This is a genomic window from Allomuricauda sp. NFXS6 (assembly GCF_040148835.1).
In the GTDB taxonomy this organism is placed as follows: Bacteria; Bacteroidota; Bacteroidia; order Flavobacteriales; family Flavobacteriaceae; genus Flagellimonas.
The window spans coordinates 63240-82035 of sequence record NZ_JAGEMG010000014.1; the positions used below are offsets into that span (position 1 = coordinate 63240).

General features: G+C 42.0%; 15 protein-coding genes. 10 read left to right on the forward strand and 5 right to left on the reverse strand.

Going from position 1 to position 18796, the window contains the following annotated elements; translation table 11 throughout:
• Positions 1–6 precede the first annotated feature (6 nt).
• Positions 7–1035, forward strand: a complete 1029-nt coding sequence (locus tag J4E06_RS16875; RefSeq protein WP_349525172.1) for a P-loop NTPase family protein — start codon at positions 7–9, stop codon at positions 1033–1035.
• Entirely contained in the window at positions 1032–2747 is a 1716-nt protein-coding gene (locus tag J4E06_RS16880; RefSeq protein WP_349525173.1) for an adenosylcobalamin-dependent ribonucleoside-diphosphate reductase, read from the forward strand. Before J4E06_RS16875 ends, J4E06_RS16880 begins: the two co-directional genes overlap by 4 nt.
• A 7-nt stretch (positions 2748–2754) precedes the next feature.
• Here J4E06_RS16880 and deoD read toward each other — a convergent pair whose 3' ends face one another.
• From deoD to J4E06_RS16905, 5 genes are all read right to left on the reverse strand, one after another.
• Complete coding sequence (deoD, locus tag J4E06_RS16885; protein WP_349525174.1) at positions 2755–3459, reverse strand: purine-nucleoside phosphorylase; 705 nt, start codon at positions 3457–3459, stop codon at positions 2755–2757.
• 8 nt (positions 3460–3467) lie between these two features.
• Entirely contained in the window at positions 3468–4106 is a 639-nt protein-coding gene (deoC, locus tag J4E06_RS16890) for a deoxyribose-phosphate aldolase (RefSeq protein ID WP_349525175.1), read from the reverse strand.
• Between the two features lies 1 nt (position 4107).
• Positions 4108–4512: a hypothetical protein gene (locus J4E06_RS16895; RefSeq protein WP_349525176.1), complete on the reverse strand. Its 405-nt coding sequence runs from the start codon at positions 4510–4512 to the stop codon at positions 4108–4110.
• Positions 4513–4840: 328 nt separating this feature from the next.
• Positions 4841–5557 (reverse strand): TIGR04283 family arsenosugar biosynthesis glycosyltransferase, encoded by a 717-nt coding sequence (locus J4E06_RS16900; RefSeq protein ID WP_349525177.1) that lies wholly within the window; start codon positions 5555–5557, stop codon positions 4841–4843.
• Between the two features lie 15 nt (positions 5558–5572).
• Entirely contained in the window at positions 5573–6328 is a 756-nt protein-coding gene (locus tag J4E06_RS16905) for a DUF547 domain-containing protein (protein WP_349525178.1), read from the reverse strand.
• A gap of 223 nt (positions 6329–6551) precedes the next feature.
• Between J4E06_RS16905 and J4E06_RS16910 the strand changes: the two genes are divergently transcribed.
• The 8 genes from J4E06_RS16910 to J4E06_RS16945 all read left to right on the forward strand — a co-directional run.
• On the forward strand, positions 6552–6719 hold the full coding sequence (locus tag J4E06_RS16910) for a Lacal_2735 family protein (protein WP_349525179.1): 168 nt from the start codon (positions 6552–6554) through the stop codon (positions 6717–6719).
• 97 nt (positions 6720–6816) lie between these two features.
• Positions 6817–7107: a TIGR03643 family protein gene (locus tag J4E06_RS16915; RefSeq protein WP_349525180.1), complete on the forward strand. Its 291-nt coding sequence runs from the start codon at positions 6817–6819 to the stop codon at positions 7105–7107.
• A gap of 172 nt (positions 7108–7279) precedes the next feature.
• Complete coding sequence (locus J4E06_RS16920) at positions 7280–7927, forward strand: flavin reductase family protein (protein ID WP_349525181.1); 648 nt, start codon at positions 7280–7282, stop codon at positions 7925–7927.
• Between the two features lie 238 nt (positions 7928–8165).
• Positions 8166–10967 (forward strand): helix-turn-helix and ligand-binding sensor domain-containing protein, encoded by a 2802-nt coding sequence (locus J4E06_RS16925; protein WP_349525182.1) that lies wholly within the window; start codon positions 8166–8168, stop codon positions 10965–10967.
• A 320-nt stretch (positions 10968–11287) separates the two neighbouring features.
• Complete coding sequence (locus J4E06_RS16930) at positions 11288–14473, forward strand: glycoside hydrolase family 2 TIM barrel-domain containing protein (protein ID WP_349525183.1); 3186 nt, start codon at positions 11288–11290, stop codon at positions 14471–14473.
• A 12-nt stretch (positions 14474–14485) separates the two neighbouring features.
• Positions 14486–15898: an immunoglobulin-like domain-containing protein gene (locus J4E06_RS16935; protein ID WP_349525184.1), complete on the forward strand. Its 1413-nt coding sequence runs from the start codon at positions 14486–14488 to the stop codon at positions 15896–15898.
• Positions 15899–15927: 29 nt separating this feature from the next.
• A complete protein-coding gene (locus J4E06_RS16940) occupies positions 15928–16758 on the forward strand; it encodes a glycoside hydrolase family 16 protein (RefSeq protein WP_349525185.1) in 831 nt (276 codons plus the stop codon).
• A gap of 14 nt (positions 16759–16772) precedes the next feature.
• A partial coding sequence (locus tag J4E06_RS16945; protein WP_349525187.1) for a PKD domain-containing protein occupies positions 16773–18796 on the forward strand: 2024 nt, incomplete at its 3' end.

The window sequence follows — 18796 nt, forward strand, 5'->3', positions numbered from 1 at the left end:
TTTATTATGGACCACAAATATATTTATGCATCGTTGACCCGAATATCCGATTTGGCAGAAAAAGGGTTCGAAGTAAAGATTTTTCCACAAGATCAATGGCAAACAGGGGATTATGTCATATGCGAAATTTTGAACGAAGGTGGGGAGAGCTTAAAAATAGAATTGCCCAATGGTAGGATGCGAGGGGTTATCGCTGGGGAGTTTATTGTAGGCGCGTTAGGGGAACGATATGCCACTCTCGAAGCTACAGGGAGTTGGAGAAAGGTAGCTGACGATTTAAAAATGACGGTGCTCACAGGTGCTGGGCTTATGGGAAAACTGACATCGAGGTCCATGTTTATGCCAAAAATGATACAGACAATTTATAAAGGACATGCAGTCCGGGATGGGAAAAAGGTGACCATGGATGATTTTGTCGAGACAATCCCCAAGATTCCTTTTAATACACCGATAATCCTATTTGTAGGAACCTCTATGTCAGCTGGGAAAACAACATCGGCCCGAATAGTAACAAACATTTTTAAGCAAGCCGGTTATAAAGTTATGGGGGCAAAACTTACTGGCGCTGGTCGTTTTAAGGATATTTTGGCCTTTAAGGATGTGGGGGCGGACGAGATATTGGATTTTGTGGATGTGGGACTTCCTTCCTCTATTTGCCCAACCGAGGTCTATAAAGAAAAACTGGAGCAGATGCTCAGTAGAATGGCTCGCGAAAATGCAGATGTTGCTATTGTTGAAATCGGGGCATCCCCTTTGGAACCTTATAATGGTGATGTTGCCATTAACGCATTACGGGAACATATTAAATGTACTATTTTAAGTGCTTCGGACCCCTATGCGGTTCATGGTTTGATGAAGGCCTTTGAATTGGTTCCGGATATTGTTACCGGAGTAGCCTCCAATACTTTGGCAGGAGTTAAAATGGTAAAGGACTTGTGCGGTGTAAAAGCACTTAACTTGATAGATTCCACCACAACAGAAGAGCTAAAGAAGATTTTGACCGCCAAAACAGGGATGTCACTCAAAACAAAATGAAACTTTCAGAAAACGCAAAACAATTACTCAATGCTAGGTATTTGTTGAAGAACACAGAAGGGAAAATAATTGAAACCCCCGAAGAACTTTTTGGGAGAGTGGCCAAGTATGTGGCAAGTGTAGAAACAAAGGATAGAAAAAAATGGGAAAATAAATTTTATGACCTACTGGCCAATCTCCATTTTTTACCCAATTCACCAACCTTAATGAATGCTGGACTACCAAATGGACAATTGAGCGCGTGCTTTGTTTTGCCAGTAGAAGATAGCTTGGATAGTATATTCACTACTTTAAAAGACATGGCCATGATTCATCAGAGTGGGGGAGGAACGGGTTATAACTTTTCCCAGCTTAGACCGCATGGAGATATAGTTTCATCCTCTGGAGGGGTTTCCTCGGGGCCTATGGCATTCATCAAAATTTATGATACCGCAACGGAACATGTAAGGCAAGGAGGAAAACGGAGAGGAGCCAATATGGGCATTTTGAATGTGGACCATCCCGATATCGAAGAGTTTATCCTTTCCAAATCTGAGGGTAACATATTGCAAAATTTTAATCTTTCGGTGGGGATTACTGATGATTTTATGCAAGCAGTTGAAAGTGGCGGAGATTGGAAATTGATAAATCAGAGGACAAAAAAGGTTGCGGAAATCATCAAAGCCAGTAAGCTCTGGGACCAAATAGTTTCACAAGCTTGGGCTACAGGAGACCCGGGACTTATTTTTTTGGACACGATAAACAAATACAATCCAGTACCCGAAATAGGCAGTATCCAGAGTACCAACCCCTGTGGCGAAGTTCCCTTGTTCGAATATGAAAGTTGCAACCTTGGTTCCATCAATTTATCAAAAATGGTAAAACTTGATGGGGACCGAGTAGAAGTAGATTGGAGAATTTTGGAAAATACTGTCAGTGTGGCCGTTAGGTTTTTGGACAATGTAATTTCGGCAAACCATTATTTATTGCCTCAAATAAAACATGAGACCACAAGCAATAGAAAAATCGGACTTGGAATAATGGGGTGGGCCGAAATGTTAGCCCTGCTTAATATTTCCTACGCCTCGGAAGAAGCAGTTTTACTGGGGGAAAAGCTTATGGAATTTGTTCAAGAGAAAAGCTATGAGGCATCGGAAGAATTGGTTAATGAACGGGGCGAATTTCCCAATTGGAAAAAAAGTATCTTCTACCCAAACAAACCTATGCGAAATGCTACATGCAATAGTATAGCGCCAACAGGCAGTATTTCAGTGATCGCGGACACCTCGTATTCCATTGAGCCTTTGTATGCCTTGGCCTACAAACGTGTTGGTATTCTGGAAAACCAAATACAAATGGAGGTAAATCCGATTTTTGTGGGTAAAATGCAAGAATTGGGATTGTGGACCGATGAGGTTAAGCAAGAAGTATTGGCTACAGGAAGTATTCAACAACTGAAGCATATTCCAAAAGAAGTAAGAAGCGTGTTTAAAACCAGCTTGGAGATTCCATGGGAATATCATTTGCAACATCAACGAGCTTTTCAGAAATATACGGACAATGCGGTATCAAAAACCATTAATCTTTCGAAAAACACCTCAAAAGCAACTATTTCGGACATTTATATGACTGCTTGGAAGTATGGACTGAAGGGAATAACGATTTACAGAGATGGGAGCAAGGCCAATCAGGTTTTGCAGGCCTGCCATTTAAATAAAAGCACCAACTGTTGAATGTTACTTAAGATATGGCAGCGGCCAAAGCAATTTGGACCATGTCTTTAAAAGTGGTCTCACGATCATGTGCCGATAGCCTTTCATCTGTTACTAAAGAGTCGGAAATGGTTAAAATGGTCAATGCTTTTATATTGTATTTGGCTGCAATGGTATACAATCCTGCGGTTTCCATTTCAACGCAAAGCACGCCGTATTCGGCCCAAAGTTTGTATTCTTCGGGGTCATCACTGTAAAACTCGTCCGAAGAAAGCACATTTCCCGCTTTTATGGGTATGTTGTTTTTTTGGGCATAATTGACGGCTTTTATGAAAAGGTCAAAATTAGCAGTTGGAGAATAATCCGAGTTGATGAACCGGGAATTGTTCATGCCCGAAGTAGTGGAAGCTGCCATGGCCAAAACTACATCATTAAGTTTTACATTTTCTTGGTACGATCCTGCAGACCCTACACGGATTATGCTCTTTACCCCATAATCATTAATCAGTTCATGAAAATAAATCATGGCAGAAGGCATTCCCATGCCACTTCCTTGTACAGAGACTCTTTTTCCCTTGTAGGTGCCGGTGTAGCCTAACATTCCCCGAATTCGGTTGTAGCAGACGGGATTTTCCAGAAAAGTTTCTGCAATCCATTTGGCCCTTAATGGATCTCCCGGCATCAATACGGTTTCGGCAATTTCGCCTGGTTTGGCTTCTATATGCGTGCTCATGGATTTTCTTATTTGATTAAATTAGGGCCGGAAGATGTACCGATTCTTGATACACCGAGCTCAATGTATTTTAGGGCGGTCTTTTTGTTTTTAACTCCTCCGGACGCTTTTATTCTTGCCCTGTCTCCGACAATCTTTTTTAAGAGCTTTACATCTTCAAAAGTAGCGCCGCCGGTTCCAAAACCCGTTGAGGTTTTTACAAAATCTGCATGGGCCTCGACAGCCAAAACACATGCTTTTTCTTTTTCTGCTTGGGTAAGATAACAGGTTTCAATAATTACCTTTAATATTTTATCCCCGATAGCCTGTTTCATAGCTTTGATTTCATTCCGAACGGCATCATACATTCCCGATTTTAGCCACCCGATATTGATGACCATATCAATTTCATCCGCTCCATGTTCAATACAGTCCAAAGCTTCGAATATTTTTGCTTTGGTGGACATTGCACCCAAAGGAAAACCAACAACGACAGCGATTTTAATATTGGTTTTTCCCAAACTTTCCTTAGCTAAAGTAACATGGCATCCGTTGACACAAACGGCATAAAAGTCATGTTCAATTGCCTCTTGGCATAACTTGGTTATGTCGGTTTGGGTTGCAGTGGGTTTTAAGTTGGTGTGGTCTATATATTTTTCCAGTGGCATGTTAATGGTTAAATAGCTGTTTAAGTTTAAAGATAGCCAACATCTCCGACCTGTTTTTTCCTGCAAACGATTTGGCAATGGATTCTGCAGTTTCCACAATAAGTTCCTTTAAGTTCTCAGGGAATTTTTCGTGATGTTCTTTGTAGAACTCCTTGAACTCCTTAAAATATTCTTCCCCATCTTTTTCCTCGCCATTCAGCCAATCAAAAACTATCTCTATCTGGTAGGCGGCATCGGTATGGAATTCATCTTCAACGTCATCGACATCCAACCAATGCTGCCGGACATATTTTCGTAATCTTTTAATTTCGATGGGTCTTACCTGATGGTCCGCGATAGCCACATAATAGAATAATTTGCCAAGGCTTTGGTAAAATTCGTTCCCTATTTTTTCTGAGTTGAACATGATTCTTGTTTTTAATCTCAAATAAAAATAGGATAAGTAACTTTGGTATTATATGACATTTCTCAAATACTATTTTGAGAATGCTATTAGAGGGCTAATAAAAAGCAGTTTTCCATCATTTATGAAGTATCACTATTATTTTTGCGGTATTTACTGGTTCGAGACCTCCCTGTTTTATCAAAATTTTGCAATCTACCATTTCAAAGAATAAGCACCTACGGCCAATTGGGGCGGTGCCTTTTGTGCTTCGCCAACGCAAACTTTACTAAAATTGTTATGTGGGATTTGGTTAAACGCGAGGAACTGAAATTGTTCAAATCTTGGTAGTTTAGGTGAGGTAACGTTCCTTAATGCCCTCAATTTTTGCTTTATAAAAGGCATTTAGGTCATTGGCCCCTGCACCGGACCATCTTTTTAAATAAATTCTCAAATGAAGCCACTGCAAACGCCAAACACCTATTTTTTGGTAGTGTCTTGCAGAAGTATTGATCACTTTTCGTATGACCTTGAAAGCCGTTTTTTTATATAGCCGTTGAATGAATTCGTTGTCCTCGTAGACCTCATAGGCTTCATCATAACCTTTCAGTGCAAAAAAGAGTTCCCGGTGGACAAAGAGTGATTGGTCGCCTCCCCTGCAGTAACTATGGTTGATGGCGGTTGCCCACCCCATCAGTTTTAACCACCAATGGCCACTGTCAAAACGGAGCATAAAGCATCCGGCCCTTATCCTTGCATCGTGCTGTAAGGTTTGATGGATGTAATGGTCAAAGTGTTTTGGGGGAAAACTGTCCGCATGCAAAAAGTAGAATACGTTTCCCTTTGCCATTTTTGCCCCATGATTCATTTGTATGGCACGTCCTTTTTTAGAAGTTATATAATGGACATTGTCGTAAGAGGTCAATTTTGATTTAATCGCATCAGAACTTCCGCCATCGACTATGACGATCTCCCCCACGTGACCAAAAGTGTTTGTTTTCAGGTATTCCAGCAGTTGGATGACTCTGTCCGTTGACTCATTGTAAATAGGTACTATGATACTGATCATGGGACCAATATAGAATTAATTGCCATTAAGGCTCCAATCATAATCCAAATAGTCAATATCTGCATTTACGGAAATATCTATCTTGCTATAGTTTTTAATAAAGGTGCGAATATCACCATCCAAGAAATCTTTTTTGTACCATTTGAAGATTTTTGAAAGATTCAGTTGGCCTTCACTTATTTGGTTGCGCTCCGACGCTATAAATGATTTTGTAGCCTTGTTCAATTGATTGTCAAGTCCATTGGCAAGATAAGCCTTGTTCGATAATTTTGGACAAGAAGCGGAAGCACAGTTAATGGCGAAATGAATTCTGGGCTCTCCCATTTTTCTAAGGATGTTATGTTCCAAATCTCCTAGTGATATCGTGTCGTCGTGCAACGGAATTAATTTCTGACCCCAAGGATTTTTTATTTTTTTGATGCTCTCCGTTGGATAATTATCCAAGATTAAAAGTACCGTATGGGCGTTGTATAGATTGATGTAATAGGCCAGTTGTTCATTTTTGGGCCATTTTGACGTAGGCTGATTCCCCTCTAGGATATTTAAATAGCTTTCCAAAATCTGCCTGTTCTTTAAAAACCCTTGATAATCTACCTGACCCTCATCGTTTACATGTTGTTGCAACAGGAACTGCCAAAGTGTATGGTCCGCATACGTACTTTGGGTTTCTGGTGAAATCTTTGTTGCAATGCCACTTTGCTGACTTTTGGGGGCAGGTTGAAAAAGCCACGATATTATGGTAAACAAAACCGATAAGAACAGCCACTTCATAGATGTATGATTGAATTTTACTAATGTAGTCGGTTTAAATGATTTTCCTAACTAACCAAGTCTATTGATTTTCAATATACTCGTTCAGAAATTCCAAGGTGATAGTGAAACTTAGGTTTGCCCTTACATTTTGTTTAACTATATTTGTTTATAATTAAACAAAAATAAATAAACGTAGGGAAACCTAAAAAGTTTGGTCGCACGTTCTTAAATCAATAAAAATATGTTTGGGTTGTTCAAAAAAAAGTCAGAAAAAGAGAAATTACAGGACCAGTATGAAAAGTTGTTGAAAGAGGCCCATCAGCTTTCCACATCCAATAGAAAACTCAGTGATCAAAAAACATTTGAAGCTGAGGAGGTCATGAAAAAGTTGGAGCAACTTGATCAATAATTATGTCCTCTAAAGACAAACCAGACCAAGTCGTTTATAATTCAATTAATTCAGCATACGACAATGCCGAATTTATCCAGAAAAAAGTGGACTAAGTATGGCAAAAAGTGAAAATTTCACAGAAAGGGAACTCGACCGAATCATTGAAATGGCATGGGAAGATCGCACCCCTTTTGAGGCCATTACCTATCAATTTGGCTTGCTGGAAAAACAGGTGATAGGTTTAATGCGCACCCATCTAAAGGAAAGTAGTTTTAAGCGTTGGCGAAAACGCGTCAATAGTGGTGTAAGCCAAAAGCACTTAAAAAAACGGAATCCGGATATCAATCGTTTTAAATGTTCCAGGCAAAAAGCTATTTCTGGAAACAAAATAAGCAAACGCAGCTAATAGGGCTGCAATTGCTGTGCAATAAGTAGTCTAATAATCTTAATGAGATTTGCTATTTATACAACAGATATGCCTCAGAGTCGACCTACAGGAAAGTTAATGGAAGGTAGCGGATAAATTTTTGTAGCTATGCAAAAGGGAATAAATGAAAAATAAACCAAAAATAGATAGGATGCATTATACGTACCAGGATATCATGGAGTTGGACCGTATAGACCGACTCAAGATCATTAATTCCATTACAGGAATAAAGCCCGCCAATTTAATAGGTACGTTGGATAAGGACAAAACGACCAATTTAGCGGTGTTCAGTTCAGTGATACACTTGGGCAGTAAGCCCCCGCTTTTGGGCTTTATTGCAAGGCCACGATCAGTTGATTCGGGGCATACGCTCCGCAATATCGAGGAAATGAGGGTCTATACCATTAACCATATCCATCCTTATTTTACAAAAGAGGCACATTATACCTCGGCCAAATTTAACCCAAGTATCTCCGAATTCGACCGATGCGGGTTTAGCGAAGAATATATTGAGGCCTTTGAGGCGCCTTTTGTAAAGGAGAGTGTTGTGAAAATAGGTTTGCGGTTAAAAGAACTCATTCCCATTCCCTTGAACGGAACTACTTTGGTCATTGGTGAAATAGCACATCTTGTGATGCCCGATACCGCAATGGAGTATGGGGATATGGATTTGGAGCAACTCCGTTCCACAGGAATCTCGGGACTCAATAGTTATTACGAACTGAAGAAAATAGCACAATACCCTTATGTTAGGGCAGAGGAGGTGCCGGATTTCGATAAAATCAAAATATCTGAATAGGAGCGTTGCCCCGAAATACAGTTTTTAAAACATGCAACTTTGTTCATAACCGTTTTAAAGGAATAAACTTTTAAACGATTATCCGTAACTCTGAACAATGGGAAAGCGGCAAAGAAATCGCTTTATCACATATATGACAAGAGTAATACCATTGGCATAACTATTTTTTGAAAGCACCTATATTTTATAAACTTTGATAAAAAGGTAGTATCTTTTATCATTGTAATGTTTTGGAATAATGTTAAAATACCTCACCTATTTCTTCTTATTTTTTTTCCAATGGCTTACCTGTCAAGAGTTGCCGCCCATCCAAAACTATACCCCTTCCGATTATCGGGCCGAAAATCAAAACTGGGCAATTTCGCAGGCGGAAGACAAGGTTGTCTATGTAGCCAATAATAAAGGGTTACTACGGTTCAATGGAGCAGACTGGACGCTGTTTCCATCACCAAACGAATCGATTATGAGGTCGGTGAACGTGGTTGGTGATAAAATCTATACAGGATGTTACATGGAATTTGGATATTGGTCCGAAGATGGATTCGGGAGGCTTGAGTATACTTCCTTGTCTTCGAGCATGGAAGTATCTTTGTTGGAGGATGAGGAGTTTTGGGGCATCCTTAACCTGGAGGATTGGATTGTTTTCCAGTCCTTAAAACGGATCTATGTGTACAACAATAAAACAGAATCTATAAATATTATAGATGCAGAAGATACCTTGTTCCGGATGTTCAAAGTTTCGAATGAGATTTACTTTCAGGAAAATGGTAAAGGAATATTCAAAATCGATAATGGAAAGGCGAAGAATGTTTATAAAGATGACGTAGTTCTTACCGATGAGGTAATTAATATTTTTAAGGAAGGAGACACCTTGTACATGCTTACAAAGCATCATGGTTTTTATAGGGAGGAAAATGGTTCCCTTACCCAGTACAGCACGGGTTTGGATACGCTGGCGAACAAGATAACCGTGTATAGTGGCATCAGATTGAAGGACGGAAAATATGCGTTGGGGACTATTTCCAACGGTCTTGTCCTTTTGGACCAAAAGGGAAGCCTGCTTGCACACATCGATCAAATTAAGGGTATACGGAACAATACAATCCTTTCTGTAATGGAAGATAGGGACAGCAATGTTTGGTTGGGGCTCGACAACGGCGTGAGCTATTTGAACCTAACATCCCCCATAAAAGTGTACCATGATAACAAAGGGGTCGTAGGAACCACCTATGCTGCTGCAATAAAGGACAATATATTATACTTGGGTACAAATCAAGGCTTGTTTTACAAGGAAATGGGAGGCGATGCGGACTTTAAATTGATAGAGGGCACCCAAGGTCAGGTATGGTCGCTCCAAGAGATCGAGGGAACTCTTTTCTGTTGCCATCATTCAGGAACCTACAAAATAGAAGGACGGAATGCCAAAAAGATAACAAGTGTTGAAGGCGCATGGAAGATAAACCCTATATCCGTTGATGAAAACCTTTTGCTGCAAGGCAACTATGATGGACTTTACGTTCTTGAAAAAATCGGGGATGACTGGAAGCTACGTAACAAAATAGAGGGGTTTGAGAATTCTTCACGCTTTTTTGAAATTTTGGGAAACAAGGTTTTTGTAAATCATGAGTACAAGGGCATTTTTAAACTCGATGTGGATTCCACCTTCAATAAGGTAAACCGAATCTCAATGGATACATTGATCAAGGGATCGGAATCAGGTATTATTAAGTATCAAAACAATTTGTTTTATGCATACAAAAAAGGAGTGTTCAAGTACCGGCAAAATTCGGATTCTTTTGTTAGGGACACGCTATTGAGCAGTATTTACAACCAAGATGAATATGTTTCAGGGAAAATGGTGCTGGACCAAAACGAGGGTAATCTTTGGTTGTTTACAAACTCAAATATAAGCCTGCTTTCTGAAGGTTCGCTCGCAGATACTTTGCTCGTCAAATCTATTCCGCTAACGGAACATGTCAGAAACGGGATCGTTGGGTATGAGTATATTGTGAACTTTACCGAGGACGGAAAGTACCTTTTGGGAACCACATCGGGCTATATGACTCTGGATACGAAGGATTTTAAAATTCCAGATTTTATGGTTCAGATCGGGGAGATTAAAAAAGCCAGCAAGGATAGCCAAGACTGGGCCTTGGTGAGTAAAGGTTCCTCTACGGATTTTAAAAGTACCGAAAACCATATTCGATTTTCGTTTTTTTCCCCGGAGTATTACAGACTTTTCAAACCTCAATACCAGTACCAATTGGAGGGCATTTATGATAATTGGAGCAATTGGTCCGAAGACTATTCCACCACTTTTGAAAATTTACCCTATGGAGACTATACCTTCCGTGTAAGGGCAAAGATTGGTGATAAGCTTTCGAGTAATGTTCCGACCTACGCTTTTCGGATTGAACGGCCTTGGTACATAACCAACTTCATGATTGTCCTTTACATTCTGATCTTTGCCGTTGGTTCGTTCCTGATCCATCAAGCCTATAGACGCTATTACCACTCAAGACAACGTAAGCTCATTGAAGAAAATAAAAGAGAAATGGAGCTGGCCAAAGCGCAGAACGAGAAGGAAATTATTAAGATAAAGAACGAACAATTGCAGGAAGAGTTCAGGAGCAAGAGCAATGAACTTGCCGCATCCACTTTAAGCATAATCCGAAAGAACGAACTCTTGTCAAAAGTAAAGGATCAGTTGTTGTCCAGTGCAACGGACAAGAGCTCCATTAAACCGATTATCAAGGTTATTGACAAGAACATTACGCAGAACGATGACTGGGAACTGTTCAAGGAAGCATTCAACAATGCCGACCGTAAATTCCTGAAAAAACTCAAAAAGGCACATCCAAATCTGTCTCCCAACGATGTTCGATTATGTGCTTACCTGCGCTTGAATTTGTCTTCCAAAGAGATAGCACCTCTCTTTAATATTTCGGTAAGAAGTGTGGAAATCAAGCGGTACCGTCTTCGGAAAAAAATGGATTTGTCGCATGATGACAACCTTGTTGACTACATTTTAAAACTATAGTACTATACAGTTTACTTAGCTTACCTCAACATTGCCTCAACATTTGTTTACAACAGTTCATTTCTGTCAATTTGATTTTCCTTGGTGAGACCACTGTTTTAGGGGGTAAAATCAGGAATTACTAATTATTTGCAATATATTTTGCGATGTATATTTTTTGTTGAGGCATTTTTTAAGGAATTCACATTTTGTTAAGTTAAGTTTAACCTTTTACAAATAGCATCTATCACAAAATGCACCAGGAGTGCATACCTGAACTAAAAGGATTTCGGTGATGTGGTGGGGTTTAATGTAGGACTCAACTAAAACTAAACAATACTATGAAAAACTGGCTGCACGCACTGTTCCTTTTATGCTTTGTTTTTGGGGCAACTGCCCAAACGCCTAAGGTAACCGTAGAAAGCAACGAGGCAGGAATGAAATTGGTCGTGAACGGAGAGGACTTTATGATCAACGGTATGAACTGGGATTACATACCAATTGGAACAAACACGGTAAACGCAAGATTTTGGGAAAAGTCGGACGATGTTATTAAGGCAGGTCTTGATACGGAGATGTCACTTTTAAAGAACATGGGCGTCAATGTCATTCGTCAATATACAGGTGTCCCGGCCAAATGGATACGATACATTTACGAGGAATATGGCATTTACACCATGTTGAACCATTCTTTTGGACGTTATGGCCTTACCCTGGATGGTGTCTGGACACCCGTTACCATTTATGATGACCCCAAAACACAAGAGTTCTTGTTGTCCGAGGTAAAGAATTTGGTAGCGGAGTATAAAAATACACCCGGACTTCTGATGTATCTTTTGGGAAATGAGAACAACTATGGCCTGTTTTGGGCAGGGGCCGAAACGGAGGACTTCCCCGATGATCAGCAGCGAATAGACTATATAGGAGAGAGTAGGGGAAGACCCATGTACCGACTGATGAACGAAGCGGCCAAGATAATGAAGGGAATGGACACTTCGCACCCAGTGGCCATATGCAATGGAGATGTGCTCTTTATAGATATTGTGGCCGAAGAATGCAAGGATATTGATATCTATGGAACCAATACTTATCGAGGAGTTTCTTTTGGCGATATGTTCCAGGTGGTGAAGGATAAATTGGACAAACCCATAATGTTCACTGAATTTGGAGCGGATGCGTTCAATGCCATAGAAAATAAAGAAGATCAGTTTTCCCAGGCCTACTATATGGTAGGTAATTGGAAAGAGATTTATGAAAATGCCGCAGGTTTGGGAAAAGTTGGGAATTCCATTGGTGGATTTACCTTTCAATTCAGTGATGGCTGGTGGAAGTACGGTTTTGATGACCGCGAAAATGCCGATGTGCACGACACCAATGCATCTTGGTCAAACGGAGGTTACGCCAGAGACCTATCGGAACCTGGGGCCAACAATATGAATGAGGAATGGTTCGGAATCTGTGCCAAAGGCGATACCAATCCAAGGGGACTTTATGATTTGTACCCAAGAGCTGCCTATTATGCCCTTCAGGAGGCGCATCAATTAAACCCTTACGCCGATGGAGTGGATTTAAGTTTTGTGCAGAATTATTTCGACAATATCCAAATTATGGATGCCGTCCTCAAAGCAAGGGGGGACAAGGCCGCTTTACAGGGGGAAAAGAGCAATTTATTGCGCATTAGCAATTTAACGGCAAAGCTTTCCACTTTTAGCACAGGGGGCAGCTTGATTACCACCCCTGAAAATGCGGACCCCGAGGATCCCAACACATTCCCTAACCAATTGGGGTTCGACCATATGCAATCCTACTTTGTTGGTGTGGAAGGCAACCCCGCCTCCAACATGCGCGCGGAAGTAAATTTCAACGTAGTCGGAAATGTGGCGCAAAACCCGATCAATGAGATTTTTTATGAGAATAATTCACGTCCCATTGAGGTGAACACCGATCAGGGAAATGTATTGGTGCAAGATGTGAACCGAATACGGGTGTACCAAGCCGAGTTTGAGTGGAAAGCAAAGGAATTTGACCTAAGGGGCTTCTATAGGACCGGACATTATCACTGGGGATATGAGGGCGATTTCTTTGGATTTTATCCCGAAGCCAACTATGGGCCTAACCTGGATATCTACAATGGTGAAATACTGGGTATGGAGCTCGACGGAAAGGGTATTTTTAAAGGACTAAAAGTCGCCGTTGGTCCTCAACTTTGGTGGGGAGCGAACCCAACGATGCTCTTTAAGTATAGACGAAATATTGCCAACTTCAATGTCACCGGTATTTATCACCGTGATTTTGAAACGGATATTGTCCTGGACGAAAATGGACGTCGAATCTTGGATGTCAATCAAGTTCGTAGTGGTGTGATACCCCCATGGCCCACCGAAAGGGCTGCCATTGCAGTAGAACGGGAGTTTGGTAAATTTGGTTTTGAGCTCGGCGGTGTATGGTCAGGAAGCCCCTTGAACGGTATTTCCTTTCAGGATGTAAGGGGCACCTCTGGCAATTATGTGGTCTACGAAGATAGAATCCAAGCCAGCGATAACTGGGGAGGTAAGTTCAAGGTCACCTATCAAGGGGGGAAATTCAATTGGTACGGTCAAACGGCGGCTATGGGACTCATCGCCAATGGAGGTGCTGACCAAACCCTGACCTTTACCGGGTGGAAACTAAGGGATACCGGAAGCGGGAACCAGGTCAATGTATTGTCCGGGTTTACCTATGCTGCGGGGAATTTTCAAATTGCCCCTAATTTTATGTGGCAGAAGCCGCTCGTGGGAGCCATGCCTAACGATGTTCAGGGACCTGGACGTTTAAGAAATATTATAGATGACCCCTTTGCCGTAAGGGCAAATAGGGAAACAACGGCAGGTGAGGTATTATTCACCTACGACCCTACCCCTGGAACTTGGATGTACGAATGGGACAATGATCGGGCGGAGGATGCAACGTTTGCTATGAACCTGGGCTTTGTGTATCGCCATCTCCCTACGACTATGGATGCCCATATCGGATTTTTGGCCAGCAGGGAGTTTTTTGCATTTCCCAACTCGGCCCCGGCCGAAGACCTTTGGGAGGTACATTCCCGGATGGTTTCCAAACTAGGACCGGATTTGGGCATCATAGGTAATTTCTACTATGGAAACGGACAGGGTAACGGCGATTCGGACCGCTTGATTAAACGTTTTGGCGGTGACATCCGAATGATCTACAAGAATTTCAAATTTCGATATGAACAAAAGATCAACGATTGGGGTCCCTACGATTATCATAGGGATTTCAACCTAACGTACCCTGTACAATTGATGCTGGATATCTCTACGACCTTGGGTAAACCCGACTGGTTTATTCTGCCCAGTACCCAAATAGGAATCCGGGGAATCTGGCGGTCGCTTAATGAATTCTCACCGCGATACCTGCCAAATGCGGCAGCAGAATTTGCCAATGAGCCCATTTTAAGTCCCGTTGGATTTGATAACGGTAATGAATGGGAGATTATGACTTACGTACACATTAATATCGGGAAATAAAAAGACTGAGAAATGAAAAATAACAATACTATCAACTTCCGTTTTATGTTTCTTTTGAGCGTGGCGTTTACCTTGGTCATTGGCTGTGAAAGAGAGTTTTCTGATGATGTCGAATTTGCTGAATTTCCGCCAAATGGAGATGTGTTTATAGACACTTTTTCGGCTGGACTGGACTATTTCCCTTTTGTGGATGCCGGGGCCGACCCCGAAGCGTTTAGTGTCGAAACAGAAGAGGTTTATGCAGGTGATGCCGCGATGAGGTTCGATGTGCCCGCATTTGGAAACGGATTTGTGGGAGCCACATTCAATACCACGGCAAGAAGAGACCTTTCAGGTTTCGATGCACTGACTTTTTATGCCAAGGCGTCAAAGGCAGCTAGCATTAACTCCATAGGGTACGGTATATCTGGAGAAACCAATAATAAATTCCAGGTAACGGCCAATAATTTGAATGTAAGCACCCGATGGGAAAAGTATATTATACCCATTCCGGATGCCACAAGGCTGATTAGCGAAACAGGGCTTTTTTGGTTATCGGAAGGAGCTTCTACAGAAGAAGATGAAGGTGGGTATGTTCTCTGGTTGGATGAAGTAAAATTTGAAAAGCTAGGGACAATAGCTCAACCTAGACCGGCAATTCTAAACGGAAATGATGTCGAACAAGAAGGTTTTTTGGGTATCCCACTTCAAATCGGTGGATTGACTCAAACCTTTAATACTGTCTCAGGTGATGTTACCCTTTTGGTTCAACCTTCTTATTTTGATTTTGAATCATCCAACAACTCGATAGCTACTGTTAATGAACTCGGGTTGGTATCAATAATTGGCAAGGGAGAGGCGACCATTTCGGCAACTTTGGCCAACGTTGCCGCCACAGGCTCTTTGGCTCTTACGGTGGAAAGCGCTTTCGAATTTGCACCAACACCTCCTGTACGTGACCCTTCAGATGTCATCTCGATATTTAGTGAGGCCTATCAAAACGTTGCGGTCGACTATTTGAATGGATTTTTTATACCTGACGGCCAAACAACTCAAGGAGGGGCTCCACCGTTGGATTTGAACGGGGATAGAATAATCAACTATACAGATTTGAATTTTGTGGGAATAGGATTTTTTGATGATGTAGCTCCAATAAATGCTACCGAAATGACCACCCTGCATGTTGATATTAAGGTGAACGAAACCTTACAACCTGGAGACTTTATTCGACTTCAATTGCTCAATGCAGTTGGGGGCAGCAATGAAACTTCAGGCTCGGTAACCTTTGATGCTAATACGTTCACTACAAATCAATGGGTCAGTCTCGATATACCATTGGCGGATTTCACCGGATTAGGAAACCGCACTCAACTAGGATTGCTGTTTTTCATAACGGACAGCACCATCTCAGACATTTTTGTAGATAATATATACTTCTACAGGTAGCTAATAATCTCAAATTCAAGAAAAAGAAAATGAAAAATATTATTAAATACAAGAAAGTAATGGCCAAGTACCTGCCGTTTTTAATCTTCATTGTGGGCTGCGAAACCGACGACCAGCAAACCGTGGCGAGGTTTACCGAACTGACCCTTTCCGAAGAGTTTGATACGGATGGACAACCCAATCCTTCCATTTGGGGATATGAAATTGGTACCGGTGAAAACGGCTGGGGCAACCAAGAATTGCAATACTATACGGACAGGTCCGAAAATGTGACCGTACAGAATGGTGTATTGCTCATAACGGCTAGGGAAGAATCCTTTGAGGGCTCTTCCTACACCTCTGCTAGACTTGTCACGAAAGATAAATTTGAACAACGATACGGTCGTTTTGAAGCACGAATCCGTTTGCCTTACGGTCAGGGCATATGGCCTGCATTTTGGATGCTGGGCGCAGATATTGATGAAAATCCATGGCCGGGCGCTGGTGAAATTGATATCATGGAATATCGTGGGCAAAGCCCAACCGTACTTATAGGAAGTGTGCACGGACCGGGATATTCCGGTGGTGATGCCATTTCCAAAGAATTTACACTATCGAACGATAGATTTGATACCGGCTTTCACATTTTTGGGATTGAATGGGGACCGGAATATGTCAACTTCTATGTGGACGATGTGTTGTACAATCAAATTACCCCAGAAGATGTAACAGGTCCCTGGGTGTTCGACAAGCCATTTTACATTTTGATGAACCTAGCAGTAGGCGGCAACTTTGTGGGTTCGCCCAACGAAGAGACTGAATTTCCCCAAACCATGTTGGTGGATTATGTCAGAGTGTATGAAGAATTAAAAATAAACTAAACTAACTATTGATTATGAAGCAGTTAATAACCAAATTCAAGCTAGCATCAGTATTTGCACTGGTCCTGTTGCTCGGTTGCGAAACAGATGACAATGTACTCTTGCCACAGATATTATCAAGCTTTACGTACACGCTTGATGAGGATACCGGAACCGTGGAGTTTATAAATATCTCCGAAAGGGCAACCTCGTATCAATGGGATTTTGGTGATGGGGAAACATCGACCGAAATAAACCCGATAAAAACCTATATGGCCAGTGGTACCTATACCATTACCTTAACGGTCTCCAATACTGCGGGTGCAACTTCCACTTTTGAGGATGAGATTACCATAGTGATCAAAGACCCGATTACGTTGCCCATTACCTTTGATGAACCCAATGTAAACTATGACTTGGGTATAAGCACATTCAGCGGGACCGCTTTTGAAATTGTAGATAACCCAGATGAATCTGGAACAAATAATAAGAGCTCTAAAGTTGGGGCAATTACCAATAGCGGAGCAGAATTTGAGGGTGTTTTCTTTGATCTGGGTACACCAATCGATTTATCGAATAATCAAACCATCCAAGTAAATTTCTGGTCCCAAGAGCCCATAGACCTATTGATGAAATTGGAGCTCGGAACAGGAAGTGACACCGAAGTAACGGCCAGTCATGATGGAACGGGTTGGGAAACAGTTTCTTTTGATTTTACATCTACCGAAACCTTTTCGAGAGTAACCTTTTTTGTCGATGGGCCAGGAACTACCGCAGGGGATTTTTATATTGATGATGTGGAACAAGTGGAAACCATTTCAACGCCTAGCGGTTGTGAGGACACACCTATAGCGGCAACTTCCCTTCCTGTAGATTTTGAAGGTTGTGAAACTTTCCTATCTTCAGAAAATTTTGGTGACGGCATTACTTCGGGTCTAGCCCAAAACCCAGATAAAACAGGTATCAACACCTCGGATTTTGTTTTGCAAGTGGACAAACCTGCCGAGTCCAGTTTCTTTGCTGGAATTCAAAATACATTTGAAAATAATTTTGATCTCACCACTACAGATGTCTTTAGGCTAAAAGTATATTCTACCAAGGCAAATGTTGTGTTCCGATTTGAACTTGCGTTGAATCCGCAAACTGAGCCAGTTACAGGAAATCCTGCACCGGTTTTTGTGACGATACCCAATGCCAACGAATGGACAGAAGTTGAGGTTAAATTTACGGGCCTTCCCGGAGGTCCAACTGCATATAACCAATTGGTTATTAAACCGGACAATGATGAAGTAGATAGCCCAATAACAGAAGACGGAACGTATTACATTGATGATATTACCCTTGGCACCTCTGGCGGCGGAGGAGGCGGAGGCGCTTCCCTGGACGACTGTGGCGGTGACCTGGTCAACGATTTCGAAACCGATACCGATGCCATCTTCGACAACTTTGGAGGTGGGGTAGGTACCATCATCGACAATCCCGATACCTCGGTGAACACGAGCGCCAAAGTTGGACAGTACGTGAAGAATGCCGGTGAGGTTTTCGGAGGTGTGACCATTGAAGTGGATCCGGACATCGATTTTGACTCGGGTGTTTTCTCCATAGATGTCTATTCGGAGGCGGTTAGGCAACTCCTCTTCAAATTGGAAGGATTGAACATTGAAGTGGTCGTGCCGACCTCTGGAACGGGTTGGGAAACCCTTACATACGACTTTAGCTCAGTTGGAGGCAATGTGGGAACGGTAACCGCGATCACATTGATAATGGACAATGGCACACAAGGTGATGGCAGTGCGGACTGGACCATCCAGTTCGACAACATCAGGCTGTGCAGCAACAACGCTGGCGGCGGCGGAGGCGGAGGCGCTTCCCTGGACGACTGCGGCGGTGACCTGGTCAACGATTTCGAAACCGATACCGATGCCATCTTCAACAACTTTGGAGGTGGGGTAGGTACCATCATCGACAATCCCGATACCTCGGTGAACACGAGCGCCAAAGTTGGACAGTACGTGAAGAATGCCGGTGAGGTTTTCGGAGGTGTGACCATTGAAGTGGA

Coding starts and splice junctions, on each gene's coding strand:
- J4E06_RS16875 (WP_349525172.1), top strand. CDS start 7: ATGGACCACAAATATATTTATGCATCGTTGACCCGAATATCCGATTTG.
- J4E06_RS16880 (WP_349525173.1), top strand. CDS start 1,032: ATGAAACTTTCAGAAAACGCAAAACAATTACTCAATGCTAGGTATTTG.
- deoD (WP_349525174.1), bottom strand. CDS start 3,459: ATGAGCACGCATATAGAAGCCAAACCAGGCGAAATTGCCGAAACCGTA.
- deoC (WP_349525175.1), bottom strand. CDS start 4,106: ATGCCACTGGAAAAATATATAGACCACACCAACTTAAAACCCACTGCA.
- J4E06_RS16895 (WP_349525176.1), bottom strand. CDS start 4,512: ATGTTCAACTCAGAAAAAATAGGGAACGAATTTTACCAAAGCCTTGGC.
- J4E06_RS16900 (WP_349525177.1), bottom strand. CDS start 5,557: ATGATCAGTATCATAGTACCTATTTACAATGAGTCAACGGACAGAGTC.
- J4E06_RS16905 (WP_349525178.1), bottom strand. CDS start 6,328: ATGAAGTGGCTGTTCTTATCGGTTTTGTTTACCATAATATCGTGGCTT.
- J4E06_RS16910 (WP_349525179.1), top strand. CDS start 6,552: ATGTTTGGGTTGTTCAAAAAAAAGTCAGAAAAAGAGAAATTACAGGAC.
- J4E06_RS16915 (WP_349525180.1), top strand. CDS start 6,817: ATGGCAAAAAGTGAAAATTTCACAGAAAGGGAACTCGACCGAATCATT.
- J4E06_RS16920 (WP_349525181.1), top strand. CDS start 7,280: ATGCATTATACGTACCAGGATATCATGGAGTTGGACCGTATAGACCGA.
- J4E06_RS16925 (WP_349525182.1), top strand. CDS start 8,166: ATGTTAAAATACCTCACCTATTTCTTCTTATTTTTTTTCCAATGGCTT.
- J4E06_RS16930 (WP_349525183.1), top strand. CDS start 11,288: ATGAAAAACTGGCTGCACGCACTGTTCCTTTTATGCTTTGTTTTTGGG.
- J4E06_RS16935 (WP_349525184.1), top strand. CDS start 14,486: ATGAAAAATAACAATACTATCAACTTCCGTTTTATGTTTCTTTTGAGC.
- J4E06_RS16940 (WP_349525185.1), top strand. CDS start 15,928: ATGAAAAATATTATTAAATACAAGAAAGTAATGGCCAAGTACCTGCCG.